The 26,367-nt window shown below is 62.6% G+C and carries 26 protein-coding genes; 6 read left to right on the top strand and 20 right to left on the bottom strand.

Going from position 1 to position 26,367, the window contains the following annotated elements; genetic code table 11:
• Positions 1-50 precede the first annotated feature (50 nt).
• From coaBC to pyrR, 10 genes are all read right to left on the bottom strand, one after another.
• On the bottom strand, positions 51-1,319 hold the full coding sequence (coaBC, locus tag HMPREF2807_RS08155) for a bifunctional phosphopantothenoylcysteine decarboxylase/phosphopantothenate--cysteine ligase CoaBC (RefSeq protein ID WP_070511725.1): 1,269 nt from the start codon (positions 1,317-1,319) through the stop codon (positions 51-53).
• Positions 1,320-1,470: 151 nt separating this feature from the next.
• Positions 1,471-1,773 (bottom strand): DNA-directed RNA polymerase subunit omega, encoded by a 303-nt coding sequence (gene rpoZ, locus HMPREF2807_RS08150; RefSeq protein ID WP_046649090.1) that lies wholly within the window; start codon positions 1,771-1,773, stop codon positions 1,471-1,473.
• A gap of 38 nt (positions 1,774-1,811) precedes the next feature.
• Complete coding sequence (gene gmk, locus HMPREF2807_RS08145) at positions 1,812-2,381, bottom strand: guanylate kinase (RefSeq protein ID WP_046649089.1); 570 nt, start codon at positions 2,379-2,381, stop codon at positions 1,812-1,814.
• A gap of 8 nt (positions 2,382-2,389) precedes the next feature.
• Positions 2,390-2,710: an integration host factor, actinobacterial type gene (gene mihF / locus HMPREF2807_RS08140; protein ID WP_010186801.1), complete on the bottom strand. Its 321-nt coding sequence runs from the start codon at positions 2,708-2,710 to the stop codon at positions 2,390-2,392.
• 270 nt (positions 2,711-2,980) lie between these two features.
• Positions 2,981-3,829, bottom strand: a complete 849-nt coding sequence (gene pyrF / locus HMPREF2807_RS08135; RefSeq protein WP_046649088.1) for an orotidine-5'-phosphate decarboxylase — start codon at positions 3,827-3,829, stop codon at positions 2,981-2,983.
• The gene (carB, locus tag HMPREF2807_RS08130) at positions 3,813-7,154 is read right to left on the bottom strand and encodes a carbamoyl-phosphate synthase large subunit (protein ID WP_070511722.1); all 3,342 of its coding nucleotides are present in this window, start codon (positions 7,152-7,154) and stop codon (positions 3,813-3,815) included. The genes pyrF and carB overlap by 17 nt, the downstream gene beginning before the upstream one ends.
• Before the next feature lie 30 nt (positions 7,155-7,184).
• The gene (gene carA / locus HMPREF2807_RS08125; RefSeq protein ID WP_070511719.1) at positions 7,185-8,348 is read right to left on the bottom strand and encodes a glutamine-hydrolyzing carbamoyl-phosphate synthase small subunit; all 1,164 of its coding nucleotides are present in this window, start codon (positions 8,346-8,348) and stop codon (positions 7,185-7,187) included.
• A gap of 115 nt (positions 8,349-8,463) precedes the next feature.
• Positions 8,464-9,861, bottom strand: a complete 1,398-nt coding sequence (locus tag HMPREF2807_RS08120) for a dihydroorotase (protein WP_070511716.1) — start codon at positions 9,859-9,861, stop codon at positions 8,464-8,466.
• 42 nt (positions 9,862-9,903) lie between these two features.
• Positions 9,904-10,875: an aspartate carbamoyltransferase catalytic subunit gene (locus HMPREF2807_RS08115; protein ID WP_070511714.1), complete on the bottom strand. Its 972-nt coding sequence runs from the start codon at positions 10,873-10,875 to the stop codon at positions 9,904-9,906.
• On the bottom strand, positions 10,876-11,466 hold the full coding sequence (pyrR, locus tag HMPREF2807_RS08110) for a bifunctional pyr operon transcriptional regulator/uracil phosphoribosyltransferase PyrR (protein WP_010186814.1): 591 nt from the start codon (positions 11,464-11,466) through the stop codon (positions 10,876-10,878).
• A gap of 161 nt (positions 11,467-11,627) precedes the next feature.
• Here pyrR and HMPREF2807_RS08105 point away from each other — a divergent pair, with 161 nt between their 5' ends.
• The 5 genes from HMPREF2807_RS08105 to HMPREF2807_RS08085 are packed head-to-tail and all read left to right on the top strand — an operon-like array spanning position 11,628 to position 15,110.
• Entirely contained in the window at positions 11,628-13,025 is a 1,398-nt protein-coding gene (locus tag HMPREF2807_RS08105) for a TIGR01777 family oxidoreductase (RefSeq protein WP_070511711.1), read from the top strand.
• A gap of 28 nt (positions 13,026-13,053) precedes the next feature.
• The gene (locus tag HMPREF2807_RS08100) at positions 13,054-13,569 is read left to right on the top strand and encodes a YbjN domain-containing protein (RefSeq protein WP_046649083.1); all 516 of its coding nucleotides are present in this window, start codon (positions 13,054-13,056) and stop codon (positions 13,567-13,569) included.
• On the top strand, positions 13,562-14,083 hold the full coding sequence (locus HMPREF2807_RS08095; protein WP_070511708.1) for a YbjN domain-containing protein: 522 nt from the start codon (positions 13,562-13,564) through the stop codon (positions 14,081-14,083). The genes HMPREF2807_RS08100 and HMPREF2807_RS08095 overlap by 8 nt, the downstream gene beginning before the upstream one ends.
• Positions 14,080-14,595, top strand: coding sequence for a hypothetical protein (locus tag HMPREF2807_RS08090; protein ID WP_070511705.1), 516 nt, complete (start codon positions 14,080-14,082; stop codon positions 14,593-14,595). Before HMPREF2807_RS08095 ends, HMPREF2807_RS08090 begins: the two co-directional genes overlap by 4 nt.
• Before the next feature lie 2 nt (positions 14,596-14,597).
• Entirely contained in the window at positions 14,598-15,110 is a 513-nt protein-coding gene (locus HMPREF2807_RS08085; protein ID WP_046649080.1) for a hypothetical protein, read from the top strand.
• 3 nt (positions 15,111-15,113) lie between these two features.
• Here the strand turns inward: HMPREF2807_RS08085 and HMPREF2807_RS08080 are convergent, their stop codons facing one another.
• Genes HMPREF2807_RS08080 through HMPREF2807_RS08045 form a run of 8 tightly spaced genes read right to left on the bottom strand, consistent with a single transcriptional unit; the run spans position 15,114 to position 23,108 of the window.
• A complete protein-coding gene (locus HMPREF2807_RS08080; protein ID WP_046649079.1) occupies positions 15,114-15,968 on the bottom strand; it encodes a PPK2 family polyphosphate kinase in 855 nt (284 codons plus the stop codon).
• Between the two features lie 25 nt (positions 15,969-15,993).
• Positions 15,994-16,749, bottom strand: a complete 756-nt coding sequence (locus tag HMPREF2807_RS08075) for a sulfite exporter TauE/SafE family protein (protein ID WP_070511702.1) — start codon at positions 16,747-16,749, stop codon at positions 15,994-15,996.
• Between the two features lie 6 nt (positions 16,750-16,755).
• Positions 16,756-17,232, bottom strand: a complete 477-nt coding sequence (gene coaD, locus HMPREF2807_RS08070) for a pantetheine-phosphate adenylyltransferase (RefSeq protein WP_070511700.1) — start codon at positions 17,230-17,232, stop codon at positions 16,756-16,758.
• 2 nt (positions 17,233-17,234) lie between these two features.
• The gene (gene rsmD / locus HMPREF2807_RS08065; protein ID WP_046649076.1) at positions 17,235-17,861 is read right to left on the bottom strand and encodes a 16S rRNA (guanine(966)-N(2))-methyltransferase RsmD; all 627 of its coding nucleotides are present in this window, start codon (positions 17,859-17,861) and stop codon (positions 17,235-17,237) included.
• Positions 17,862-17,903: 42 nt separating this feature from the next.
• Positions 17,904-20,000 carry an ATP-dependent DNA helicase RecG gene (locus tag HMPREF2807_RS08060; RefSeq protein ID WP_070511698.1) on the bottom strand — a complete coding sequence of 699 codons (2,097 nt, stop codon included), beginning with the start codon at positions 19,998-20,000 and terminating at the stop codon, positions 17,904-17,906.
• Between the two features lie 3 nt (positions 20,001-20,003).
• Positions 20,004-21,443, bottom strand: a complete 1,440-nt coding sequence (locus HMPREF2807_RS08055) for a DAK2 domain-containing protein (protein ID WP_070511696.1) — start codon at positions 21,441-21,443, stop codon at positions 20,004-20,006.
• A 10-nt stretch (positions 21,444-21,453) separates the two neighbouring features.
• The gene (locus HMPREF2807_RS08050) at positions 21,454-22,062 is read right to left on the bottom strand and encodes a uracil-DNA glycosylase (RefSeq protein ID WP_185963800.1); all 609 of its coding nucleotides are present in this window, start codon (positions 22,060-22,062) and stop codon (positions 21,454-21,456) included.
• A 35-nt stretch (positions 22,063-22,097) separates the two neighbouring features.
• Positions 22,098-23,108, bottom strand: coding sequence for a thiamine-phosphate kinase (locus HMPREF2807_RS08045; protein WP_369816146.1), 1,011 nt, complete (start codon positions 23,106-23,108; stop codon positions 22,098-22,100).
• Positions 23,109-23,155: 47 nt separating this feature from the next.
• Here HMPREF2807_RS08045 and HMPREF2807_RS08040 point away from each other — a divergent pair, with 47 nt between their 5' ends.
• Positions 23,156-24,070 carry a DUF3515 domain-containing protein gene (locus HMPREF2807_RS08040; RefSeq protein ID WP_046649072.1) on the top strand — a complete coding sequence of 305 codons (915 nt, stop codon included), beginning with the start codon at positions 23,156-23,158 and terminating at the stop codon, positions 24,068-24,070.
• Between the two features lie 66 nt (positions 24,071-24,136).
• On the opposite strand, the gene HMPREF2807_RS08035 is transcribed toward HMPREF2807_RS08040, so the two are convergent.
• Both HMPREF2807_RS08035 and HMPREF2807_RS08030 read right to left on the bottom strand, forming a co-directional pair.
• On the bottom strand, positions 24,137-25,207 hold the full coding sequence (locus HMPREF2807_RS08035) for a D-alanine--D-alanine ligase family protein (RefSeq protein ID WP_046649071.1): 1,071 nt from the start codon (positions 25,205-25,207) through the stop codon (positions 24,137-24,139).
• Between the two features lie 21 nt (positions 25,208-25,228).
• Positions 25,229-26,227, bottom strand: coding sequence for an NAD(P)H-dependent glycerol-3-phosphate dehydrogenase (locus HMPREF2807_RS08030; RefSeq protein ID WP_070511939.1), 999 nt, complete (start codon positions 26,225-26,227; stop codon positions 25,229-25,231).
• Positions 26,228-26,367 lie beyond the last annotated feature (140 nt).

The raw sequence follows: 26,367 nt of genomic DNA, 5'->3' as shown, positions 1-26,367 counted from the left end.
TAACACCGCCCCATCGTAGACCAAGCGGTCTACAGCTGCAAGAACGACCACTACTTTTTCAGGATTTCATTCACAGCTTCAAGTATCTGCGCGGCCACGACCTGTTTCGAGCCAGGCTCGACCACCACTGGCTCGGCATCACGCCGCAGGATCCACCCAGCGCTCGTAGGCTGTCCAAAGACCTTTCCCTCCCCAACCTCATTGGCCATGAGTACATCGCAGCCCTTCTTTGCGAACTTCCGCCGGGCGTACTCCAGGACAGTCGTCGTCTCATCACCGGTCTCTGCGGCAAAGCCGACGATGATGGCATCGGGGTTGAGGGTGCCACTGTCGCGGCGCTCGACGAGGCCCTTGAGAATATCTGGATTTTCTACCAGTTCCAGATGCGCCAAATCGGCGTCCGCGGACCTCTTCTTCATCTTTGACTCAGCCACGGAAGCTGGGCGATAGTCCGCAACGGCCGCGGCCATGATGACGATGTCCGCGTCCGCGGACTCTGCATTCATTGCCTCCTGCATATCGCGGGTTGAGGTCACCCGCACGACCGCGGCACCGGAGGGAACCGGAAGCGCCTCCGTATTACCAGCAACGATGGTGACATCGGCACCCCGCTGTGCGGCAATCTCAGCCAACGCAAAGCCCTGCCGCCCGGACGAGCGGTTGCCAAGGTAGCGCACTGGGTCAAGGTTCTCTTGCGTCCCGCCAGCGGAGATCACGACCTTCCGGCCCTGCCAATCATGGTCCACGCGGTGGCCGGCAATGATGGTGCGAGCAAACTCCGCGATCTGCTCCGGATCCGGCAACCGGCCTGCGCCCGTATCGGTACCGGTCAGGCGGCCGTGGGCGGGCTCCATGACAGTAACTCCGCGACGGCGCAGCGTAGCCACGTTGTCTTGGGTTGCCGGGTGAAGCCACATCTCCATGTGCATCGCCGGGGCGATAATCACTGGACACGTCGCAACGAGGACAGACGCGCTGAGAAGATCGTCTGCGCGACCACCAGCCAAACGCGCGATCAGGTCTGCGGTTGCCGGGGCAATAACGATGGCATCCGCTTGCTGGCCTAGGGAGACGTGCTGGACTTCATCCACCGCATCAAAGACCGTGGTCGACACCGGATGCCCCGACAAGGCCTCAAAGGTCGCTGCCCCAACGAAGTTCAGCGCAGCCTCGGTAGGAATCACGCGAACATCATCGCCATGCTCAGTGAAATCGCGGATAAGATGGCACGCCTTGTAGGCGGCAATTCCTCCCGCCACTCCGATGAGGATGCGCCGCCGTTGAGCCGACCCCGCCCCTGCGGACTCTGGATGATTCACGGCGCTACTTTCTTGAGCTTGTTGGAAATGCTGTACGTCCTTCACTCGGACGATGTTACCCAAGACGCACTGAACCCACCCAGTATCTTGGCAGACACGTGGGTGGGTTCAGTTCAGAATGTGCTGTAGGCAGCGACCGGCACGGAAAAGCTTAGTTGCCTTCCTCGTGGTCCAGCAGGCCGGCTTCGATTTCGCGCAAAGCGATGGACAGCGGCTTCTCCCCCGGTTCCGGGGTCACCAGCGGTCCGACAAACTCGAAGACGCCTTCATCCTGTTCTTGGTAGTAGCTGTTGATCTGGCGTGCGCGCTTAGCGGCAAAGATCACCAGAGCGTACTTGGACGAGACCTTGCCCAGCAGCTCATCGATCGGCGGATCGGTAATGCCCGTCGGCGGATCGAATACTGGTTCCGGCTTAACGGCCTCAGAATTAGCAGGTGTGGTCACGTTGGTCACATGCACCTTTACTGTTGGTAGATGGTCAAAATCGTGGTCTATCCACGCAGGATAGCACTAATAGCGGCAACGGCCTCATCGAGATCTTCATTGACAACGATGTGGTCGAACTCCTTTTGCGCGGCAAGCTCCGACTCTGCGGTCTGCAACCGGCGGTCGATGACATCCTGCGGCTCGGTCCCACGCCCTGTCAGGCGCTCGACCAAAACTTCCCAGGATGGTGGGGCGAGAAACACGGTTTCCGCCTCCGGCATCGCCGCCTTCACGTTGCGGGCGCCTGCAAGATCAACCTCTACCAACACCGGGCGTCCAGCCGTCATCGCTTCTTGGACCGGCTGAGCGGGTGTCCCGGAACGCTGCAAACCGCCGTGGATCTCTGCCCATTCGAGCATGTCACCGGCGTCGATATGCTCTTGAAAGGTCTCTGGTGAGACGAAGAAGTAGTCCACCCCATCAGTCTCTCCGGGACGGGGCTGGCGCGTCGTCATGGAGACGCTGAAGTAGAGGTTGTCGACATCGTCGCGCAGGCGCGAAACCACCGTGGATTTGCCCACAGCGGACGGCCCGGCCAGAACGACCAGGCGCCCGCGTGCAGTTTCGTCAGCCATTGCGCTAATTACTCGCCGTAGCCGAAACGCTCGAGCAGGGCGCGGCGCTGACGGTCACCCAGGCCACGCAGACGGCGGGTCTGAGCAATCTCCAGGTCCTCCATGATTTCCTTAGCCTTGACCTTGCCAACCTTCGGCAGGGCCTCGAGGAGAGCGGAGACCTTGGTCTTGCCGATGATCTCATCGGTCTCGGCCTTCTCCAGAACTTCCTGCAGGTTGGTCTCGCCACGCTTCAGCGCAGCCTTGAGCTCAGCGCGAGCCTTGCGGGCCTCGGCGGCCTTTGCGAGAGCTTCTTTGCGCTGCTCATCTGTCAACTTGGGAAGGGCCACGGGTTTCCTCCGATTTCATTAGTTCGAACATTGTCTTCTGATGGCTAGCACCAGAATCTCGGCTCACGGTGGGAAGGTTTCCCCAGCGCGGGATAGCTTTTGCTACCTCCACGAACCGACTTCTGGCAATCCTAGCACTGGTCTGTACGCGATGACGCAACGCGGCCCCCTTCTTTTAAAGGTTCCCGCACGTCAACGCACATGCCTTAAACAAAATACCAGGTAAACGGCGCGCCCGTTAATCCAGCACGCCGCCACCTGGTCTGAGTATTAATCCCGGAACTCCGCCGCGGTATCCACTACGGCTTTCCGCAGGTCAGAGACACTCGGCCCCTGCGAAAGAATGGCCCGGGAAACGTTGGCAAAGCCGAGCTCGGGCGCCGCTGCGGTGAGTTCCCTTACATCGGCGGGCGTAGCGCCCTGGGCGCCCACACCCGGCAGCAGCACCGGACCGTTTAATTGGTCTAGTGCAGGCGGAGCCTCCAACGTCGCGCCCACGACAACACCAAGGGCACCCACGGTGGTGTCTGGCCCAGCCGCAGAGGCGTTGCGCTGTGCAAGCTCATCGACGACGCGCTGCGCAACGCTGCGGCCGTCGACACTCAACGACTGCAACGCCACGGCCTCCGGATTGGAGGTCGCCGCAAGAACAAAGACACCTCGTCCAGTTTCCTCCGCTAGGTCGAAGACTGGACTCAAAGCACCCACACCGAGGTAGGGCGAGACCGTCACAGCATCGGAACGCAGCGGCGAGTCCTCCCCCAACCAGGCTTGTGCGTAGCCCGCCATGGTGGAACCGATGTCTCCGCGCTTCGCGTCCGCTAGGCTCAGACAGCCCTGCTCGCGGAGCCCCGCGAGGGCCTCCTCAAGAACTGCGAAGCCGCGCGAACCGAAACGCTCAAAGAAAGCCACCTGTGGCTTCACCACCGCGGCGGTCTCGCCGAAGGCCTCTACACAGCGCAGCGTAAACGTGCGCAGACCATCCACATCAACCGACAGGCCCCAGGCTTCGAGCAGATGCGGGTGCGGGTCGATGCCTACGCACAGGCGCCCGCGCTCCGCACCAGCTGCTACGAGGCGCTCACCAAAAGACGGCAACTTCCTAGTTGGCTGGGTCATGCTCAAGCTCCTGCAGCGCGCGCACCTTGAGATCCCCGCGACGCAGAGCCTCAATACCCTGCACGGCGGCGGTCACGCCCTGGACGGTCGTCACCAACGGAATGCCCACGGATACCGCAGCAGCGCGGATGTCATAGCCGTCGTGGCGGGCACCGGCGGAGCCTGCCGGGGTGTTAAGGATGAGATCAACCTTTCCAGCAAGAATCTGGTCCACGATGGACTCCTCGCCCTCCGTGGCCTCCGATACCTTCCGGGCGACCTCGCACTCGACACCGTTGCGGCGCAGCATTTGCGCGGTCCCAGCGGTAGCCACGATGGTGTAACCCATGTAGGCCAGGCGCTGAATCGGGAAGATGAGCGTGCGCTTATCGCGGTTGGCTACGGAGACAAACACGGTTCCCTCAGTGGGCAGCTCGCCGAAGGCGGCCATCTCACCCTTGGCGTAGGCGGCGCCGAAGTTATCGGCCAAGCCCATCACCTCACCGGTGGACTTCATCTCCGGGGACAGCAAAGTATCCAGCAGCTGGCCATCGGGGCGACGGAAGCGGTTAAACGGCAGCACGGCTTCTTTGACCGCAATCGGGTGCTCCAGCGGCAGGGAACCACCGTCGTAGGTAGACGGGATGATGCCCTCCTCGCGCAGCTCGGCGATGGATGCCCCCAGCATGACACGCGCGGCGGCCTTGGCCAGCGGGACGCCGGTGGCCTTGGAGACGAAAGGCACGGTGCGGGAGGCACGCGGGTTGGCTTCGATGACGTAGAGGGTGTCATCCTTCAAGGCGTACTGAACGTTCATCAAGCCCTTGACGCCGATGCCATGCGCTAGGCGACGCGTCGACTCCCGCACCTTCTCAATATCCTCCGGGCCCAGCGTCATCGGCGGCAGGGCGCAGGAAGAGTCACCGGAGTGAATACCGGCCTCCTCGATGTGCTCCATCACGCCGCCGAGGTAGACTTCCTCGCCGTCGCACAGCGCGTCGACGTCAATCTCGATGGCGTTATCCAGGAAGCGGTCAACCAAGACCGGGTGATCCGAGGTGATCTCGGTAGCGCGCTCAATGTAATCGCGCAGCGAATCTTCGTCGTAGACGATCTCCATGCCGCGGCCTCCCAGCACGTAGGACGGGCGGACCAGTACCGGGTAGCCGATCTTCGCGGCAACCTGGCGTGCCTCCTCGAAGGAGGTCGCGGTGCCGAAGGCCGGTGCGGGAAGCTCGGCTTCAGCAAGCACCTTGCCGAACTCACCACGGTCCTCCGCCAAGTCGATGGCAGCGGCAGAAGTACCCACGACCGGAACGCCGGCAGCAGTCAGGCGCTCAGCCAGGCCCAACGGGGTTTGACCACCCAGCTGGACAATGACTCCGGCAACCTCACCGCACGCGGCCTCCGCGTGGTAGACCTCCATGACGTCCTCGAAAGTCAGCGGCTCGAAGTAGAGGCGGTCTGCCGTGTCATAGTCGGTAGACACGGTCTCCGGGTTGCAGTTAACCATGACCGTCTCGTAGCCCTCACGGGAAAGCTCGAGGGCGGCATGCACGCAGGAGTAATCAAACTCGATGCCTTGACCGATACGGTTCGGACCGGAGCCCAGGATGATGACCTTGCCCTTGGTCTTCTCGCTGCTCTCGCGCACCTCGGACTCAGCGTTCGGGTCCATTTCATAAGCGCTGTAATGGTACGGGGTCTGGGCTTCAAACTCACCCGCACAAGTATCAACGGTCTTGTACACCGGGCGAATGCCCAAAGACCAGCGCAGGGAGCGCACGCCATCCTCACCGGCGAACTCTGGGCGAAGAGCCGCGATCTGGGCGTCGGACAGGCCAAAGACCTTGGCGCGGCGCAGCAGCTCGGCGTCGAGCACCGGAGCGCCCACGAGCTCCTCGCGGAACTCAACAAGCGCTTCAAGCTCGGCGAGGAACCACGGGTCGATGTGCGAGTGCTCGTGCAGTTGCTCGATGGTGGCACCGAGGCGCAGGGCCAGCTCGACATCGTAGATGCGGCCCTCGGTCGGACGCTCCAGGTCCTTGAGAACGGCCTCCACGTCCGTTGCGCGCTCCTCAGCGAAGTACTCATCCGGCTTGGTCCAGAAACCAGAAGGCTTGCCCTCCAGCGAGCGCATGACCTTGTTCAGGCCGGAAATGTAGTTGCGGCCGATACCCATGGCCTCACCCACGGACTTCATCGTGGTGGTCAGGGTGTCGTCGGCGCCCGGGAACTTCTCAAAGGCAAAACGCGGAGCCTTGACGATGACATAGTCCAGAGTCGGCTCAAAGGCCGCCGGGGTCACACCGGTGATGTCGTTGCGCACCTCATCCAGGGTGTAGCCAATGGCCAGCTTGGCGGCCAGCTTGGCAATCGGGAAACCGGTAGCCTTGGAGGCCAGCGCCGAGGAGCGGGATACGCGCGGGTTCATCTCAATGGTGATGATGCGGCCGTCATCCGGGTTCACGGCGAACTGGATGTTGCAGCCGCCGGTGTCGACGCCCACCTCACGAATGATGGCGATACCCTGATCGCGCATCTTCTGGTACTCGCGGTCCGTCAGTGTCAGGGCCGGGGCTACGGTGACGGAGTCACCGGTGTGGACGCCGAGGGCGTCGACGTTCTCGATGGACGCGATGACCACAACGTTATCGTCGCCGTCACGCATGAGCTCGAGCTCGAACTCCTTCCAGCCAAGGATGGACTCCTCGATGAGGACGTTCGCCTCTGGGGACGCAGCCAGACCGCCGCCGGCAATGCGCTCAAGGTCCTCCTCGTTAAAGGCCAGGCCCGAACCGAGGCCGCCCATGGTAAACGACGGGCGAACGACAACCGGCAAGCCAAGCTCGGCGACGGTCTCGTGGACCTCCTCCATGGTGTGACAGACGCGGGAGCGCGCGGATTCGCCGCCGATGGAGGCGACAATATCCTTGAACTTCTGGCGGTCCTCGCCGCGCTCAATCGCGTCGATATCGGCACCGATGAGCTCGATATCGTACTTCTTCAGGATGCCGAGGCGGTCCAACTGTACCGCGGCGTTCAGAGCGGTCTGGCCGCCCAGGGTAGCCAGGACGGCGTCGATGGGGTTGCCCTCTTCCTTCTCCTTCTGGAAGATCTTCTCGATGAACTCGGGCTCGATGGGCTCTACGTAGGTGTGGTCTGCGAATTCCGGGTCCGTCATGATCGTTGCCGGGTTGGAGTTGACCAGCGTGACGCGCAGGCCTTCCTCCTTGAGCACGCGGCAGGCCTGGGTGCCGGAGTAGTCGAACTCGCAGGCCTGGCCAATAACAATCGGACCGGAGCCGATAACCAGGACGTGATTGATGTCGTTGCGCTTTGGCATGTGTTTCTTCTTCCTTTTCCTGGTTGTGTTCTACTTGTTCGGAGACTTTTCAGTCATGAGCTCAATGAACTGGTCAAAGAGCGGGTTAGCATCGTGCGGGCCAGCCGCGGACTCTGGGTGGTACTGCACGGAGTAGGCCATGCCATCCTTGAGCGCAACACCTTCGATGGTGTTGTCATTGAGGCAGGTGTGAGACACCACTGCCGGGCCGAAGTTGGTATCGAATTCCTCACCGGCCGGGTCTTCCTTGCCTGACGGGCTAGCCAGGGCGAAGCCGTGGTTCTGAGAGGTGATGTCGATTTTTCCGGTGAGCTGGTTGCGCACCGGCACGTTGATGCCGCGGTGGCCGAACTTCAGCTTGTAGGTATCCATGCCCAGCGCACGGCCGAGGATCTGGTTGCCGAAGCAGATGCCGAAGAACGGGTACTTGGCGGCGAGGATGTCGCGGACGATGCCAACCATGGTGTCCGCAGTAGCCGGGTCGCCCGGACCGTTGGAGACAAACACACCGTCCGGCTTGTACTGCTTGATCTCCTCGAACGGGGTGTTGGCGGGAACCACGATGGTTTCGATGCCGCGCTCGGCAAAGTTCTTCGGTGTGGCGGTCTTGACTCCCATGTCGTAGGCCACGACGGTGAAGAGCTTCTCCCCTACGGCCGGGAAGGAATAAACCTCATCAGTCGAGACCTCTGCCGACAGGTCGAGTCCGGCCATGGAGGGCTGATTCTTCACCTCAGCGATGAGCTCCTCGACGTCCCGCTCAGCATCGGCACCGGAGAAGATACCGGCCTTGATGGAGCCATGGTTGCGCAGGTGGCGCACCAGGGTGCGGGTATCGATGCCGCTGATACCAATGATGCCCTGCTTTTCCATCTCCTCCGGCAGTGAGCGCTCGGCGCGCCAGTTGGAGACGCGGCGAGCAAGGTCGCGGATGACCAGACCGGCGACCCAAATCTTGTCGCCGTGGGACTCATTGTCCTCATCATTCCAACCTGTATTACCAATCTGCGGCGCGGAGGCTACGACGATCTGGCGGTGGTACGACGGATCCGTCATGGTCTCCTGGTAGCCCGTCATGGCGGTGGTGAAGACAGCCTCGCCCAGGGTCGTACCCGTGGCGCCAAAGCCAAAGCCACGGAAGGTGCGGCCATCAGCGAGGACCAGGATGGCGGGGGTGGTAGTAGTGGAAGTCACTGTGTGTTGAACCTTTCAGTGAATTTTCTCGGTGAAGGGTGATTGTGTTGGGGACGTGCGTTGGTGTGCGTTGGCTACTTAAGTGTTGAGCAACTCTGATTGTCGATTATCCCGATTACTCGGCCGCCTCGCTGGCGCTTTCAGCCGCTAGGTCGTAGGTCACCGCGCCCCGCAGGATGGTGTAGGCCACGCGTGCACCGAATTCCTCCCCCTCATAGGGGTTGTTCTCCGACTTCGAGGCCAGGCGCGTGGAATCGGATACCCACTGGTGTTCCGGATCAACGATGGTAAGGTTTGCGGGCTCTCCCACGGCAATCGGGCGGCCATGGCCGGGCAGACGGGTGATCTCGGCCGGGCGTTCCGACATGACGCGGGCAACGAAGCGCCAGTCGGCCAGACCGGTGGCAACGAAAAGCTTGGCGATGACCGCCAGGGAGGATTCCAGTCCCAGCATGCCCGGCTTGGCGTGTTCGAACTCGACGCACTTGTCTTCGCTGCCGTGCGGGGCGTGGTCGGTCGCCACGACGTCGATAAGCCCGTCGAGCAAGGCCTGGCGCAGGGCCAGGGTGTCGGATTCCTCGCGCAACGGTGGGTTGACGCGGTAGACGCCGTCGTAGGTCACCAGCTTGTCATCGGTCAGCAGCAGGTGGTGCGGGGTCACCTCGGCGGTCAGCGGAATGCCCTGTTCCTTGGCCCATTTGAGCAGCTCCACGGTGCCTTTCGTCGAAGCGTGGCAGATGTGCATGCGGTTGCCATAGTCACGCGCGAGTAGTGCGTCGCGGGCGACGATGGACTCCTCGGCCACGCGGGGCCAGCCGCGCAGGCCCAGGCGGGCCGCAACCTCGCCCTCGTGGGCGCTAGCGCCGTCAGTCATGCGGTGGTCCTCTGCGTGCTGGGCCAGCAGGACGTCAAGGCCCTTGGCGTACTCCAAGGCACGGCGCATGAGCTGCGGGTCTTGGACGCACTTGCCGTCATCAGAGAACATGCGCACCTTGGCATCCGAGCGGGCCATCATGCCAAACTCGGTCAGGGTCTTGCCCTCGAGGCCCTTCGTGATGGAGCCGACCGGGTGAACATCGCACAGGCCGCGTGCCTGGCCCTTGGCCCAGACGGACTCGGCGATGATCGGCTGGTCCGTCACCGGTGAGGTGTTGGCCATGGTGAACACGGCGGTAAAGCCACCCTTGGCGGCAGCCCGCGAACCGGTTTCGATGGTCTCGGTGTCCTCGCGGCCGGGCTCACGCAGGTGAACGTGCATGTCCACCAGCCCCGGCAGCAGCACGTTGCCGCTACCGTCGATAGTGCGGTCCACCTCAACTGCCGGGGTCACGGCCCCGGCGTCCCCGGCGTCCCTGGCGTCCCCGGCATCGGCGGCAGTGCCGATGGCCTCGATGACGCCATCCTTGATCAGGATGCTGGTGGGTTCGCCCTCGCCATAGGGGCGAACGTTGGTGATGAGCAGAGTGCCGGCCGCGGGAGCAGAGAGCACGCCGGTGTCTGGATAATTAGTCATGGATTCTTCAGCTCTCCTCGTTGCTAAGTGGGACATCTCGATTTAGATACCGGCGTTCTCGCCGTTCGTCAGCAGCGTAAACAAGGCCGCCATGCGCACGTGGACACCGTTGTTGACCTGCTGGAGCACCGCGGTGTTGTCATAGTCGGCCACGGCATAGTTGATCTCCATGCCGCGGACCATGGGGCCTGGGTGCATGATGATGGCATCCTTCTTCATGGCCGCGGCGCGGTCCTTGGACAGCCCGTAGAGAGTGGCATATTCGCGGTGAGATGGGAAGAAACCGCCGTTCATGCGCTCTGCTTGCACGCGGAGCATCATGACGACGTCTGCCTTGTCCACCTCGGCGTCGAAATCGTGGGAGACCCGCACGGGCCAGGTCTCCACCCCGAAGGGCAGCAGCGTCGGCGGGGCGACGAGCGTGACTTCAGCGCCCAGCGTGGAAAGCAAATCCACGTTGGAGCGCACGACACGGGAGTGCAGGCAGTCACCAACGATGGTGACCTTCAGGCCCTCGAAGCCGGTTCCCGCTGCGGAGCGATCCGTGCCTAGGCGCAGGCGCTGGCGCATCGTGACGGCGTCGAGAAGCGCCTGCGTGGGATGCTGGTGAGAGCCATCGCCGGCGTTAATCACGCTCGGCCCCTGTCCTCCCGGTGCCACCCAGCCGGCCAACTGCTGCGCCGCGCCCGAAGATGGGTGGCGCATGATGATGGCGTCGGCACCGATGGAAGCCAGGGTCAGGCCGGTGTCTTTGAGGGACTCGCCCTTCTTCACAGAGGAGGTCGACGCAGACAGGTTGATGACATCCGCCGACATCCACTTACCGGCCGTCTCGAACGAGGAGCGAGTACGGGTGGAATTCTCATAGAACAAGGTGAAAACAGTGCGCCCGCGCAGCGTGGGCAGCTTCTTGACCTCCCGGCCTTCCAGGGCTTCCCGGAAACGGTCGGCCTCATCCATGAGCCCAAGGATTTCCTCGGCGCTGTGGTCGGCGATATTGATGAGGTGCTTCATTTATGCCTCCTTGCCGGGCTGTGCAGTGAAGCGGGTAAGAACGACCGCGTCCCGGCCATCGATGTCGGCGTTGTATACGGTGACGTCCTCGTCGCGTGCGGTGGGGATGTTTTTGCCCACGTAATCGGCACGGATGGGAACTTGGCGGTGCCCGCGGTCCACGAGGACAGCAAGCTGGATGATGTCGGGGCGGCCGATGTCTGCCAGGGCGTCCAGCGCGGCGCGGATGGTGCGGCCGGAGTACAGGACGTCGTCGACAAGGATCACGGTGGCGCCGTTAATGCCGCCATCAGGCACCGTCGTAGGCTGCAATGCACGGTGCGGGCGGGCATAAAGATCATCCCGGTACAACGTGATGTCAAGGGAGCCCCAAGGAACCTCCACCCCGGAGAATTCCTCAATCTTTTCGGCAAGACGCTGTGCCAAAGGCACGCCACCAGAGGGAATGCCTAAGAGCAGGACTCGAGGGGAATCACTCGAATCAAGCGCCGTCTTTTCAATAATCTGGTGCGCGATGCGTGCGACAGTGCGCGCGACGTCTTTCGAGCTCAGCAGCTCATTGGACTCCGCGTGGGTGCCGGTTTCACTCATCGTGACCTCCTTCCCCGCCTCACGGTGCGGTCTTTAAAGGATGTCGGACAATGGTTAATAGGACTTGTCTATGCTTGAAAGCCAGCACTAACCATAGCACCCTTCAGGTGTGCTGTATACGCCCTCGCACCCCCGAAATTTTTGAGGCAGGTCCCTAGACAGTGAGTTTTACTACCCAGCATGTTGTTCCAGCCCCGCGCGAAGAGGTTTGGCAATGGCACACCCGCCCGGGAGCGCTCGCCCGTCTCACCGCGCCTTTCGGTTTCATGACTCCCCTGCAACAGGCCGAGTCTTTGGCCGATGGGACATCCATTTTGGGGTTTCCCGGCGGACTGAAATGGGTTGCGCGGCATGATTTGAGCCGCTACCAACCACGCCGATCCTTTGCCGATGTCTGCATTAACGCCCCCTTCCGGTCCTTGGCGAACTGGCGCCACGAGCACCTCTTTGAGGATCACCCGGAGGGCACGCTCATCACGGACAAGGTGGAGACCCGCATTCCTGCCGGAGCCCTGGAATCGATCTTTGCTTACCGCCAGCAGCAGCTCCTCGAAGACTTTCGCTTTGCTCACAGGCTCGGCGCGCTCAACGCCGAGCCCCGCACGGTAGCGGTAACCGGAACGCACGGGACGGTGGGCGCGGCTGTGGCTGCACAACTGGGCACCCTGGGCCACACCGTCATTCCTTTGGTGCGCTCCAACCCCGGGCCTGGCGAGCGCCTCTGGCGCCCCCAGCTGCCAGCGAAGGACCTGCTGGAGGGCGTTGACGTTCTCATCCACTTGGCCGGCGAACCTATCTTCGGGCGCTTTAATTCCGCGCACAAAGAGGCCATTCGGGATTCCCGCGTCGAGCCTACCCGCCTACTCGCCCAGGTAGCTGCTGAGACCCCGTCCCTAACCGCCCTGGTGTGTGCTTCCGCCATTGGAATCTATGGCCCGGACAGGGGTGATACGGAATTGACCGAGGAATCGGAGCGCGGCGAGGGTTTTCTCGCCGACGTCGTCGCCGACTGGGAGGCGGCGTGCGGGCCGGCGCGCGAGGCTGGAAAGCGCGTGGTTAACCTGCGCACGGGTATTGTGCAATCAGCCAATGCGGGGATCCTGCCGCTGCTACGCGGGCTGTTTTCCACAGGTCTTGGCGGCGCCTTCGGCAAAGGCACCATGTGGAATAGCTGGATTGCGCACGATGATCTTTCTGACATGTTCATCCGCGCCGCGCTCGACCCAGCCTGGCACGGCGTCATCAACGCGGTCTCCCCCACTCCGGTGCTCAACCGCGATTATGTTGATGCCCTTGGCTCCTTGCTTCACCGCCCCACCATCATTCCGATTCCCAGCGTCGGCCCGGCTCTGCTGCTGGGCAAGGAAGGTGCGCGTGAGCTTGCACTGGCTAACCAAAAAGTTCTGCCCACGCGCGCAGAAGCGCTCGGCCATACTTTCCGCTATCCCGAGATCGCTCCAGCGCTTGCCCACGAGCTGGGCGGAGAAAAGCTCGTCGAGACCCCCACCTCCGCACCCAAGGAAGACGGCTCCGGTAGTGTCGGGGCCGGAAAAGATTAAGAAGAATGTAGCGAAGTGAGTAGAAGAATTGACTGACACCACTAATCACGACGAAGCGCAGCAACGCCAGCTGCAGCCCGATACTCCGATTGAGGAGGTCACACTCGAGCGCATTGCGGAGATCTTTAAGTCAGAGGGCTTGGAATACCGCATCGAAGAGCAAAAGACGCAGGACGGCCAAACGGTCAACCTTTTGCGCACCGGCTTCTCCAACGCCGCCATCGCCTTCCAGCTGGTTGGCTCGTCCCTCATCGTCGATTCCGTGTGGCGCGGTTCCGTGCCCGCCTCCGAGGGCCCCGCGCTCCTCATGCACATCAACGCCTGGAACCAGGATCACTTCACGCCGACGTTCCGCTTCTTTGAGGCTCCGGACAACGCCTTGGCAGTCTCCGGTGCGCGCGATCTCGACCTGACCCACGGCGCTTCCCGCAACCAGTTAGGCGCGTTCGTCATGTCCACCCTGGATGCCGTGTTGCAGTCCTTCGAGTGGATTGAACAGCAGTACCCGCAGCTCGTCACCTGGAAGGAGCACAACCATGACTAATCCTGCGACTACCCCCGCCGAGGATCCGCACGCACTGCCGGAGGTCACCCTCGACCGCATCATTGAGGCAATGAAGACCTTCGACATCGAACTCGAGCCGGTCACCGGCCGCGACGACGCCGCTACCGCCAACCTCAACGGCCTGCCGTGCATGTTCGCTGTGCTGGAAAGCGTCGCCATCGTGCGCTGCGATGTGCCAACGGACGTCAACTACGCCAAGGCCGACGCCGGCCTTTTCCTCGCGGCTAACCAGATCAACTCCGTGGCCATGGGGGCACGCGCTGTCATCGCTGACTTCGACGGCATGCTGCTCGTGCGCACCGAGGCCGATATTCCGTGCGCGGCCGGCATGACCGACGAACAACTCGCGGCCGCGCTGCGCGCCTCCGTGGATGGTGTCATCAACGCCCAGAACGCCATGGTCGCCGCCGCCGAGGAGATGGCCAAGCTCGGTTCCGAATCTGCCGCACAGGCAGGCGAGGGAACCGAGGGCGCCCAGGGTGAGCAGCAGTGACCGATCTCCACGTGGTTGAGCCGGTCACCATCGACCGGCTGGCGCAGTTGTGCGAGCTTATCGACGCCGACTACGCGCTCATCGAAGCTGCCCCCGAGGAAGGCGACGCTCTCGGTGTCGGCGGCGACAACGCCCCCGCGCGCCGCGTCCTGCAGACCGGTGTGCCGCACATCGCGGTGCACTGTGACCTCGACGCGGAGGGCGACGTATTGAGCGCCTTCGCTTCCTGGGAAGGCACGCTTCCCGCGCACCTCGAACAAGACGTTGCTGCTGCCGTGGCGGAGCTGAACTGGGCCAGCGTGGCGCCCACCCTGAACTTCCTCGTCGAAGAGGACGCGAAGGGCAACGCGGAGATCCACCTAGGTGCCAACCGCGCCATGGCCGTGGGCGAAGGTTTGTCCTTGGCCCAGCTGGGGCATTTCCTGCTGAGCTCGCTCGCCAGCTTCGCGGAGATTTTCGACGTCGTGGCGCAGAGTTTTCCGCAGGCGATCACCTGGGACGAGGAGGAGTAGGAATGAGCCACAACGCTAGCGAAGGCACCGATCCTTTCGACATCCTGTCTGGGTCTCCGCTGCCCGCCGTCAGCCGGGACAGCGTGCTGAGCGTGCTCAACGGTACGGAACTAGATATGGCGGCCACCGCGCACCCGGAGGACCCCACTGCGGCGGTTGCCCGCCTCAATGACCTTGATTGGGTTATCACCGTCGACGATGGCCTCGTGCGCATAGAATGCGTGCTGCCGACGCAGCTCGACGCGGACATGCTCCCGATCTTCCACGTCTTGTGCAACGAGTTCAATTCCAGTGCCTTCGATGGGCGCGCGATCGTTGGCCTCGTTGAGGATGAGGTGGAGCTGCGTGGTGATGCCTGCTTCGTCACCACGGCGGGTCTGAACGAGGACCAGCTCTTCCACGCCCTCAACCTGGGAATTATCAATGCCCAGGAAGCGCTGTTGTCCGTCCTCGATAGTTTCAACGCCGCCGCCCGTGAGCTCGCCAGCGACGTCGATGAGGCACAGAGCGACTAGTTCTTAGTCGGCGTCCTCGATGCGCTGGCGCTCCACCTCCGGGTCGAAGTCGGGCGCCGGCCACTCGAGGTCAAGATGGCGCAGGAGATCCACGATGAGGAACTTCAGCGCCATGCGGGCGTATTTCTTGTTATCGGTAGGAATGACATACCAGGGCGCATAGTTTTCATCCGTGCGCTGGATGGCGTCCTGGTAGGCCGCCATGTACTTATCCCAATAGGCGCGCTCCTCCACATCGGCGGGATCGTATTTCCAGAACTTGTCTTCCCGCTCCGTGCGCTCCAGCAGATTCTCCTTCTGGGCTTCCCTGGACAGGTGTAGGAAGATCTTGATGACCTTGACACCCTTCGCTGTCAGGTCGAGCTCATAATCCCGGATAGCCTCGATGCGGCGGTCCACTTCTTCTTCGTCGACCCACTCGTGCACGCGCTGAATGAGGACGTCTTCGTAGTGGGAGCGGTCAAAGGCCACAATCTGTCCCGGCTGCGGGTCGTGCTTGCGGATGCGCCACAAGAAGTCATGTTCCAGCTCTTCCTCGGTGGGCTTTCCGAAACCAACCGTGGTGGTTCCCTGCGGGTCGAAGGTGCTGAGCACGTGGCGAATAGCACCGCCCTTGCCCGAGGTATCCATTCCCTGCAACACAATGAGCACCGCTGGGGCGTCCTCACCATAGCTGCGACCGTTGGCAAAGAGCCGCTCCTGCAGTTCATAGAGCTCGTCATCGTACTTGGTGAAACGGGCATCGAGCTCGTCCTTGTCACCGTCGAAGCCGGGGGTTGCGGAGGCATCGACCGAGTCGATCTGAAAATTCTTGCCTGCGCGCAGGGAGAGCGCGTCTTCAATCTTGAACTTCGCCATGGGTCCACTTTACCCAGGCAGTGTTTTAAGCGCCCAGCGTGGAAAGACCGCGCAGCAGAGCGCTCATCGCTCCCAGGCTAGCCAACGCCAGCGACAGCGTGTGGGCCTTCTCCCGCGAGACGTGCCCGGCGATCTTCTTGCCCAGGAGGATACCAACGCACATGCCGACTATTCCGCAAGGCCACACCAGCCAATGCAGGCCCTCGAAACCGCCGGAGCCCAGGAAGTACTTCGTCAGAACAGAGGACAATCCGCCGATGACAAAGCAGGGTTGCAGGGTCGCGGCGAGGATTGACTTAGGCCACCGCGCAGCCTGGGCGTACACGGTGATGACGGGGCCGGCGACGCCGGCCAGGGTATTGGTAAAACCGCCCAAGATACCCGCGGAGATCGCGGGCCCCGTCCCCCGCATCTCTGGGACGAATTTGCGGCCGAAGACCACCACGCCCAGCGCGATCAACAAGGCGGCGCCCACGAGCACCAACAACGCCGAGGTATCGATGCGCGCGATCAGCAGCGCCGCCGGGATTGAGCCGAGGACCATGAAGGGGCCGATGCGCAGCCACTTATTCCAAGCCACATTCTCGCGCATCGAATAGGTCGTGAGGATGGCGTTAATGCAGGCCAAAACGTTGATGACCATGATGCCTTCCACGGGGCCGAGGAAGAGCGTCAAGATGGGCCCGCCAATGAGGCCCAACCCCATGCCGGAGACTCGCTGCAGGCAGGAGCCCACTATGACGGTAACGAGGACGACGAAAGGTATTGCCAGTACAGACATGTCTCCTTAGCCTCGGTAGCGTTCCATCACGGCGGCCGCAACGTGCTCTGGGAACATACCCGTGACATCACCGCCGTACTGTGCCACCTGCTTACACAGGGAGGAGGAGATATAGCCGTACTTTTCATCAGTGAGCAAGAAGACCGTATCGATCCCGGAAAGGCGCCGGTTCATCTGTGCCATCGGCAGCTCATACTCATAGTCCAAGGAGGAGCGCAGGCCTTTGACAATGGTGTCTATGCCATGGGCACTGGTGTAATCCACGAGCAGGCCGCCCCACCAGTCCACCTGGATCTCTGGCGCGACGGTACGGCGGATGAGATCCACGCGCTCCTCCACGCTAAACAGTCCGGACGGCTTATCGGGGTTTCCCGTCACCAGCACCGTGACCTTGTCAAACAATTCGCTGGCGCGGCTGAACACGTCAACGTGGCCCAGCGTGATGGGGTCGAAAGATCCCGGGCAGACGGCGTGGGTGGGCATGGCTAATCCTCCTTGATTTCGGTCATGGCGGTATCTTCGCTACCCGCGTTGTCGCTGTAGTCACTGTCCTCAGCGCGGTGATAAATCGCCATATCAAAACGCGCAATGCCAAAGGTCCGCTTCTTGAGCTTCTGGCCGGTGGGCTCAAAGCCTTCCGGCCACTGCGTCTGCGGGGAATCCACATGGCGTTCGATGACGACGATTGCGGCATCATCCAACACCGGTTCGATCGCGGCCAACAGCCCATCCACATCATCGAACTCATAGGGAGGATCCGCGAGCACCATATCGAAATACCCGCGCGGGGCGGTCGCTAGATAGGACGAGGCCTTCATCTCGCGTACCTCGACGCGCGGGTGCTTCACCACCCCAATGTTGTGGCGGATGATCTTCACCGCCGCAGGATTGTTTTCCACCAAGACCACTTCCTCAGCGCCGCGGCTGGCTGCCTCCAGACCTAAGGCACCGGACCCAGCAAAAAGGTCCAGCACCCGGGAGTCGATGAAACCCCAACGCACGTTCAACGATGAGAAAAGGCCCTCGCGGGCACGGTCAGAGGTAGGTCTAGTCCCGGCTTCCGGCACCTTGATGGTGCGCCCCCGGGCCTCCCCAGCAATGATTCTGGTCATGGCCTCTACCCTATCTCCCCACAACTGCGCGCGGTGACTGGCCTAGTTCTTCTCCAAAAACTCCTGCTCATCCGCACTCAAATTGTGTGTCAACTCCTCCGCTAGCTCGGGATTGCGCTCCACCAATGCGGCAGCATCAGCATGCGTGCGCTCAACAATGTCCCTATCATGGCTGAGATCCAGCAGCTTCAGAGTGCGCTTGGTGCCAGATTGCAGCGTTCCTAGGATGTCCCCTTCGTGGCGCTGCCGAAGATCTAGCTCCGCCAAATCAAAACCGGACGGCGTATCCGCGATGGCCTGGATGCGCCGGTAGGACTTACTGTCGGGCTCGGCGGTCGTGTGCAGCAAGCACACGGAGTCGTTACCACCGCGCCCCACGCGCCCACGCAACTGGTGCAACTGCGAGACGCCAAAATTCTCCGATTCGCGGATGAGCATCACGGTGGCGTTGGGCACGTCGACGCCAACCTCGATGACGGTCGTCGCCACGAGGACGTCGATTTCCCCGCGGGCGAAGCGCTCCATGACCTCATCCTTATCGGGCATTTTGCCGTGGAGCATCTCCACCCGCAGACCCCGCAGCGGCAGGTTGCGCAGCTGTACGGACATCGTTTCCACGCCGCCCTCTCCTTCAATCCGCGGGCAGACGATATAGGCCTGGTGCCCCTTTTCTACCTCTTCGCGGATTCTTTCGATAGCGCGGCGCACCCATTCCGGTTTCCATTCGGGCACCACCGCGGACAAAATGGGCTTTCGCCCGCCAGGCAGCTCCTTGAGAGTGGACACGGCCAAATCACCGAAGACGGTCATGGCAATCGTGCGCGGGATCGGTGTCGCCGTCATGACCAGCAGGTGGGGACTCGTGCCCTCCCGGGTCTTGGTGCGCAGGCTATCGCGCTGCTCCACGCCGAAACGGTGCTGCTCATCCACGATGACGAGGCCCAAGTCAAAGAACTCCACCGTGTCTTGGATGATGGCATGCGTTCCGATGACGATATCGGCCTCGCCGGAGACAATCTCCAGCAGCGCCTGCCGCTTCTCCGCCGTCTTCATCGAGCCGGTCAACACGGTGACGGTGACTCCTTCGGGAACGCTGGCGCTAATCGACGCCCCATGCTGCGCCGCCAGCACCTCCGTCGGCGCGAGAAGGGCGGCCTGCTTACCGGCGTCGACCGCCTGCAGCATGGCACACGTGGCCACCAGGGTCTTGCCCGAGCCCACCTCGCCCTGCAGCAGACGCATCATGGGCGCGGTGCCACACAGGTCCGCGTCGATCTCCGCGATGACGCGGCGCTGGCCCGCAGTCAGTTCAAAGGGCAGCTCGCTGAGCAGTTCGTCGCGGTAGCCCTCCAAAATCGCTGGCATCGGGGTTGCCGTACGCGCCTTGACATCGCGCTGGCGCAGGGCCATAACCAGCCCAATCGACAGCGCCTCATTGTATTTCAAACGTTGGATGGCGCGTTCGGGCCCGTGCTCACCCGGTTCGTGGATCTCGCGGACGGCTTGGTCCAGCGTCACCATCATGCGGTAGTCCAGTGGCTCCGGAATCGAAGGCGTGTGTTCCAGCACCTTGTGGATAGCACCCATGATGTACCACGACGTCACCTTCCCGCTGGCTGGGTACACGGGGATCCACTCGCGCTGCAGGAAGGTCTCCAGCGACCCGAATTGGGAGAGCTTCTTCAGCGAGCCCGTCCCCTGCCCGGACGTGCTATCCAGCAAGGATTCCTGATAACGGCCGGGGTCGAGGATGAGGAAGTCAGGGTGCTGCAGGCTGGGATATCCCCGAAAGTACTTCAGCTTGCCAGACAGCATGACGCGCATGCCGCGCCCCAGCACGCGCTGCACGTAGTGCGCGTTAAAGAACGAAGCCTGGACTCCACTATCCATGTAGAGAATAAAGACCATGGCTTTGGAGGTGTGCTTGACGCGGACATCCTCAATGACACCGGTGATGGTGACGTGGTCACCGTCCTCGGCACCGCCGAGGCCGACGTCCTTGTTGTGGCGGATGTAGTCGCGTGGATAGTGGCTGAGCAGCTCACCGCACGTGGTGTACCCGAAGGCTCGCTTGATCGCTGAGGCATCCTTCTTTGCCAGAATCTCCGTCAGCGCACGGTCATCCTGCCACCCCAGCATGGCTTACTCCACCCCGATCTCGGTACGCAGCCCGGGAACTCGCAGCACTACCACGTCGACGCCTAGGAGCTGCGCCAGCTCGTCCTCATCGATCTCGAGTCCGGTGAGCACGGTGATCTGCTCCCCGCCGTAAGCCAATTGGCTGCGGCACGACGCCACAATCCCGTCGAGGCATTCTGTATCCGGATGCACCACCCGCATCGAGCGTGCGGCATCCGCCATGGCGGCCACTGCCTCGGCGGTGCGGGCGGAACCCGGGGAGTAGACCGACAGCGCGGCGAGCCCGGAGACGAGGGAATCAGTCGGGATAAGCGTGGCTGTGCCGGGCGCACCGCCGTAGCCGTTGGGCAAGAAGAGATCACCCGCCTTCGCGGCGCGAGGGCCGTCGCCGGGCTTGACGGTATCCGCCCCGGCCTTTTCAAAAAGCTCGCGGGCGGCTCCTTCGGGCACTGCGGCGAAGATTCGCCGCCCGGCACGGTCGGCGGCCTGCATTTCGCCGGCCGCTGTATCTCCGGCGGAGGGAAGCACCTCGAGGCGCAGGTTACTGACTTTTCCGAGGCCATAGGCTTGCTCTATGACCGCACCGGCTTGAACGCTATGGATATGCACGCTCGCCGAATCCTCCGTGGCTCGCGCGATGACGAGGCTATTGCCCAGCGGGTTAAGTGTCTCCTCGATCTGGGCGAGGTCTCCCTCGAAGAAGAAGATGACTTCAATCTCCGCGCCCGCCCCAGTCTGTGGCGCGGCACATTTCTCTCCGTGAGACGGCACCAATTCGCTCGGCGTGGGCTCTGCCCCTTCAGGTTCTATAGCCACAGGTTGGGGCGCGGTCTCTTCACCGGTGAGCTGGGCCAGCAAGCATTCCAACAAGATGACGAAGCCGGCTCCGCCGGCGTCTACGACACCGGCCTCGCGCAGCGCCGGCAGCTGGGAAGGGGTCTCCGCTAGGGCTTGCCGGGCGGCGTTGACCGCCGCGACCAAGATTCCGTGCAGCTGCGCGCCGGACTGCTCGGCGGCCTTGCTGGCAGCGGCGGCCGAGGTACGCAGCACGGTGATGATGGTGCCTTCCACTGGAGAGGCCAGAGCACGGTCCACCAGCGTGACGGCCAGCGAGAGGGCATCCGCCAAGACCGAACCATCCACCCGCGAATCCGTCGTGGCGTCAGCCACCCCGCGCAATACCTGGGACAGCACCATCCCGGAATTGCCGCGAGCTCCGCGTACCGAACCGATGGCCAGGGCTTCAGCCACGTCCATCTCGCCTTTATCGGCCTCCGCCAGAGCAGATTCCATGGTGTGCGCCATGTTGGAACCCGTGTCAGAATCGGGCACTGGGAAGACGTTGAGGGCGTTAATCTCGGCGCGGCGGCACTGTAGCTCCTTAACGGTTCGCGCGGCCCACTCGTGCAGGCCACGGGCATCCAACTCGGCGGGATAAGACATGTTGGTTAGTCTACAAGCGCCAGTCCACTGCCGAGACGCCACGGGCCTCTAAGGCCGCATTCGCCCGGGAAAATGGACGCGATCCGAAGAAGCCGCGTCGTGCTGACAGGGGTGAAGGATGCGGGGAGGTGATGCACTCCGTACCCGGCAGGAAGGCCTGGCAGGTTTGGGCATCGCGCCCCCACAAAATGGCCACGATATCGCGCCCCGCCAACGCTCTGATGGCGGCCTCCGTAATCGCTTCCCAGCCCATCCGCCGGTGCGAGCCGGCCTGGCCCGGGGCCACGGTAAGCACCCTGTTCAGCAGCAGCACGCCCTGGTCGAACCACGCCCGCAGGTCCCCATCCGCGCGACCGTCGATCCCGAGGTCATCGTGAAGCTCGACGTAGATATTCTGCAACGAGCGGGGAGCCGGCACCCCGGGGCGCGTAGAAAAGGACAAGCCCATGGCATGGCCCGGGGTGGGATAGGGATCTTGGCCCACGATGAGGACACGTACGTCGTCGAGGGGCATCGACAAGGCAGCGAAGACGTCCTCGGCCGGGGGCAGAAAGTCTTGGCCGATCTGCTGCTCAAGGCGCGGCAGATTCTCCTCCAGCGCCTGCCGGATGTGGGGCATCCACGAATAGTGAATACGAGAGGTATCGATGTGGCTCACGCAAATCCCTCCCAGCCCTCGCGATAGCGAGGCTCCTCTCCGCTGATGGTGACACCGGTACCGCGCATCACCCGGCCTACTTCCCGGAACCCAGAGGGAGCGGCCTTGTACGTGGTGGCCAACAGCGTGTGATCCTCCCCTCCCGTTAGGACCCATTCCCACGGATCGATATCAAGCACCGCGCCGGCAGCAGCTAGGAGCGGATCCGGGGCAATGGCTGCGCGGTCGAGGTCGATGCGCACCCCGGAGCGTTGTGCCAGATGCCCCACATCACGCACTAAGCCATCCGAATTATCTGTCATCGCGGTCGACCCCGTTGCCCGAGCGATAACCCCACGCCCTGGGCTCAGGGTGGGTGCACAGTGGGCGTCGATCAGCGGCCACAGCTCCTCTAGTTCCGGGGGCAGCGCGCGGCCAAAGCGCTGAAGCAGAGCAAGGCCCGCTCCGGAGTACCCAATCTTGCCGTGCGCCACCAGCTTTTGGCCCGCGCGTGCTCCATCTAGGGTCAGCGGCGCCCCACTTCCTCCCAAGGAGCCCATCGCCGTGACATTGATGACTAAGCTGTCGCTGCGGGTAAGGTCGCCGCCGACCAGCTCTGCGTTATAGACCGCGCAGCGCTCAGCGATGCCCTGCGCAATCCCCCGCACGAAATCCACCGGGGTTTCCCCTGGGGCGGCAATAGCCAGCAGTGCTGCGGTGGGCCGGGCACCCATCGCCTCGATATCGGCGAAATTACGCACGATGGCCTTCTGCCCGATTTCTGCGGCAGTCGACCAATCCCGGCGGAAATGCCTGCCTTCCACCATCATGTCTGTCGCTGCCACCGTGCGGGAATTGGGCGCTGCCGGGTACAGCACCGCGGCATCGTCACCGTTGAGCGCGCTCGGGGCAGCGGTGACAATCTCATGGATGACTTGCCGCTCACCGGCTTGGTCGAGGGTATGCGATAAACCCACCGTCACGGACTCCTTTGTGTTGCGCGGGCCACGCACTGTACGCGTGCGCACCGTCCACGTTCGTTCTTCCTGGACTATCAGCGATAGGATAAGCCCCTATGGATACCCAATTTAACCGCACCGCAATCTACGTCTCACTCGGGATCGCCATCGCGATGGTCTTCGCGGTGATTTTTGGGGCAAAATACGTCTTCACCACCGCTGCCCAGCAACCGGTGGCGCTGCCTCCCACCCCATCTGAGGCGGCGGATTCCCCCGAGTGCGCCGCCGTGGTCGATGCGCTGCCAGACAAACTACTGGGGTACCCACGCGTCGATCTTGTCGAGCCAGCTCCCGCGGGTGCTGCGGCGTGGGCGAAGAGCTCGGAGGACAAGATAACGCTGCGCTGCGGTGTTGACTTGCCGCAGCAATTTACTGAGTATTCCCAGACCGTCGAGGCCGACGGCGAATCCTGGCTGCAGGTCGTCGACGCCACTCCCGGCTCGAATCTCACGACGTGGTACAGCACCAAGCGCGTTCCCGCCGTCGCGGTCACCACCACCTCCGACAACGCGCGCGACGACGCCCCGGAGGGTCTCGGTGATGCTCTCGACCACTTGGAACAGAAACAGCAACAGCCCAATGCCGCTCCGCTATCGCAGCTGAAGGCGGGCCCGGATTCCATGTGCAGCCGGCTGGAAAAGGCCCTGCCGGAGACCCTCGCGGAGGGCTACTCGCGCCGCGAGGATGTCGGTGACAAGAACACCTGGGTCTACAGCGCGCCGGGCCAGGAAGAGATCGTCGTGCGTTGTGGTGTGGCTGCACCGGAGAACTACCGTGCAGGTGTCCAGCTTCAGCAGGTCAATGACGTGCCCTGGTTCGAGGACACCACCCTGGCGGAGGGCACCACGGCCGGCACGTGGTTCGCGCTCGGCCGGGCGGAGGATCTCGCGCTGTCTGCTCCGCAGGAGGCAGCCAATTCCGCGCTGGTGCGGCTGAGCGACGCCCTCGTGGCCGCCACCCCTTCCCAGTAGCAACCGCGGCCTGCTCCTCTACCGCCTGCCCTTCGCACTCAGCTGAGGGACTAGGCGGGCTAAGGACTAGGAACGCGCGAGCGCGGTTTGGATGAGGGTATCCAGCAGCTCGGCATAGCCCACACCCACGGCGGCGAATACCTGGGGGTACATCGAGATGGGTGTGAAGCCGGGGAAGGTGTTCACCTCGTTGATGCAGTAGGAATCCTCGCTGACGAAGAAATCCACGCGGGACAGGCCGGCAGCGCCCAGAGCACGGAAAGCCTCAATAGCGCGCTGGCGGAGCTCAGCGGTTAGTTCATCGCTCAACGGCGCAGGGATTTCCGCCGAAACGCCCTCGTCGATGTACTTGGCATCGAAGTCATAAAAGCCTTCTTCGGACTCCGTAGTGCCCAAAAGTTTGGCGGGAACGGAAGCCTGGAGGCTACCGTCTGGGTGCTCGAGGACGCCCACTTCCACCTCTGCACCGCGAATTTCCGGCTCGACAAGGACCTTCTCGTCGGACTCGTAGGCTAGGGCCAGCGCGTCCGCGAAATCCTCCCACGCCGAAACCTTGGACACACCGATGGAGGAACCACCGCGCGCCGGTTTCACAAAGACAGGCAGGCCGAGGCGCTCCTTTTGGGCGTCGCTCAGCGTGGCTTCCCCAGTGAGCACCTCCTGGGGCGCCACAGGCAGACCTTCCGCAACCAGCAGCTTCTTGGTGAACTCCTTGTCCATGCCCACGGCCGAGGCCAGCACGCCCGCGCCCACGTAAGGGATGCCGGAGAGCTCGAAAAGCCCCTGGACCGTCCCATCTTCACCGTAGGGTCCATGGAGAACCGGCACAATGACATCCACTTCGGTGTAGTGCTCATGGCGAGTGACGTTGTGGATGCGTCCGCGCGTGGCGGGGTTGAGGGAAAGCGCCAGCTCATCGTGCAGCTCTACCTCGGGCAGGCGCCCATCTACGATGCCGAGGCCCTCCCGACTGCCCTGAGTCCAGGTGCCCTCTCGCGTGATGCCGATCGGCACAACCTCATACTTGTCCGGGTCAAGGTGCTCCATGATTGCGCCGGCGGAGATGCACGACACTGAATGCTCGGAGCTGCGCCCGCCGTACACTACGGCCACGCGCACAGGATTCGCTTCAGTCATACCGAGCAACTTTACTCGGCTTTACTCAGCTTTCTTGGTGCGACCCATCAGAGCCACGATCATGTCGTCGACAGTCACGCCGCGGTGGCACACACCGAAGACCGCTTGGGTAATAGGCATCTCTACGCCCGCGCGCTGCGCCAGCCTAAAGATGGAATCGGAAGAGATAACGCCTTCCGCTACCTGGCCATTGGTGGCGGCTGTGGCTTCCTCCAGGGTGCCGCCCTGGCCGAGGCGGTAGCCAAAGGTGCGGTTGCGGGACAACGTCGAGCTACAGGTTGCCACGAGGTCACCCATACCAGCCAGACCAGAGAAGGTGAACGGGTCCGCTCCCAGCTTCACGCCGAGACGAGTAATCTCCGCGAGACCTCGAGTAATGATGCTGGCCATGGTGTTGTTTCCCAGCCCCTTACCCGCAGCCATGCCGCAGGCAAGTGCAATCACGTTCTTGCAGGCACCGCCAATTTCCGCGCCGATAACATCGGTGTTGGTATAGGGCCGGAAATAGGGTGCTGCGGCGGCATGCTGGACAGCCTTGGCACGGTCGGCGTCGCGGCACGCGATAACCGTAGCTGCCGGCTGCTCCTGGGCCACCTCCTTGGCCAAGTTGGGCCCGGAGAGCACCGCAATGCGGTCGGGGGAAACACCGGCGGCATCGGCAATCACCTCGCTCATCAGGCTGAGCGTCGACTTCTCCACGCCCTTGGAAATCGATACTAAAGTTGCATCCTCCGGCAGCAACGGCGCCCATTTTTCCAGGTTGGACCGCAAGGTCTGCGAGGGGACGCCGAAAATGACGATGTCCGCACCCTCCAGCGCATTAGCTGGATCGGTGGTAGCGCGGATGGAGGCGGGCAACGGAAGATCTGGGAGATAATCCGGGTTCTCGTGGCGTGCATTGATGGCCTGGGCTAGCTCTTCACGGCGCGCCCACAAGCGGACGTCATTGCCGGCATCGGCAAAAACCTTTGCCAGCGTAGTTCCCCACGAGCCCGCACCCAATACTGCTACGTTCACTATGTGCCACCTCACTGTAGATTCCCGGTATATCGGCTTTCCCCATTAAAGCACGCTCGGCATTAAAGCACGCTCGGCGCGTAAGGCCGCATCGCGGCAGTGAGTGGAGGAAAATGGAAAAGGTTAGAAGCTACTGGCGCAAA

This window comes from Corynebacterium sp. HMSC074A09 (genome assembly GCF_001811545.1).
Lineage (GTDB): Bacteria > Actinomycetota > Actinomycetes > Mycobacteriales > Mycobacteriaceae > Corynebacterium > Corynebacterium hiratae.
This window is presented reverse-complemented; position numbering and strand designations above follow the sequence as displayed.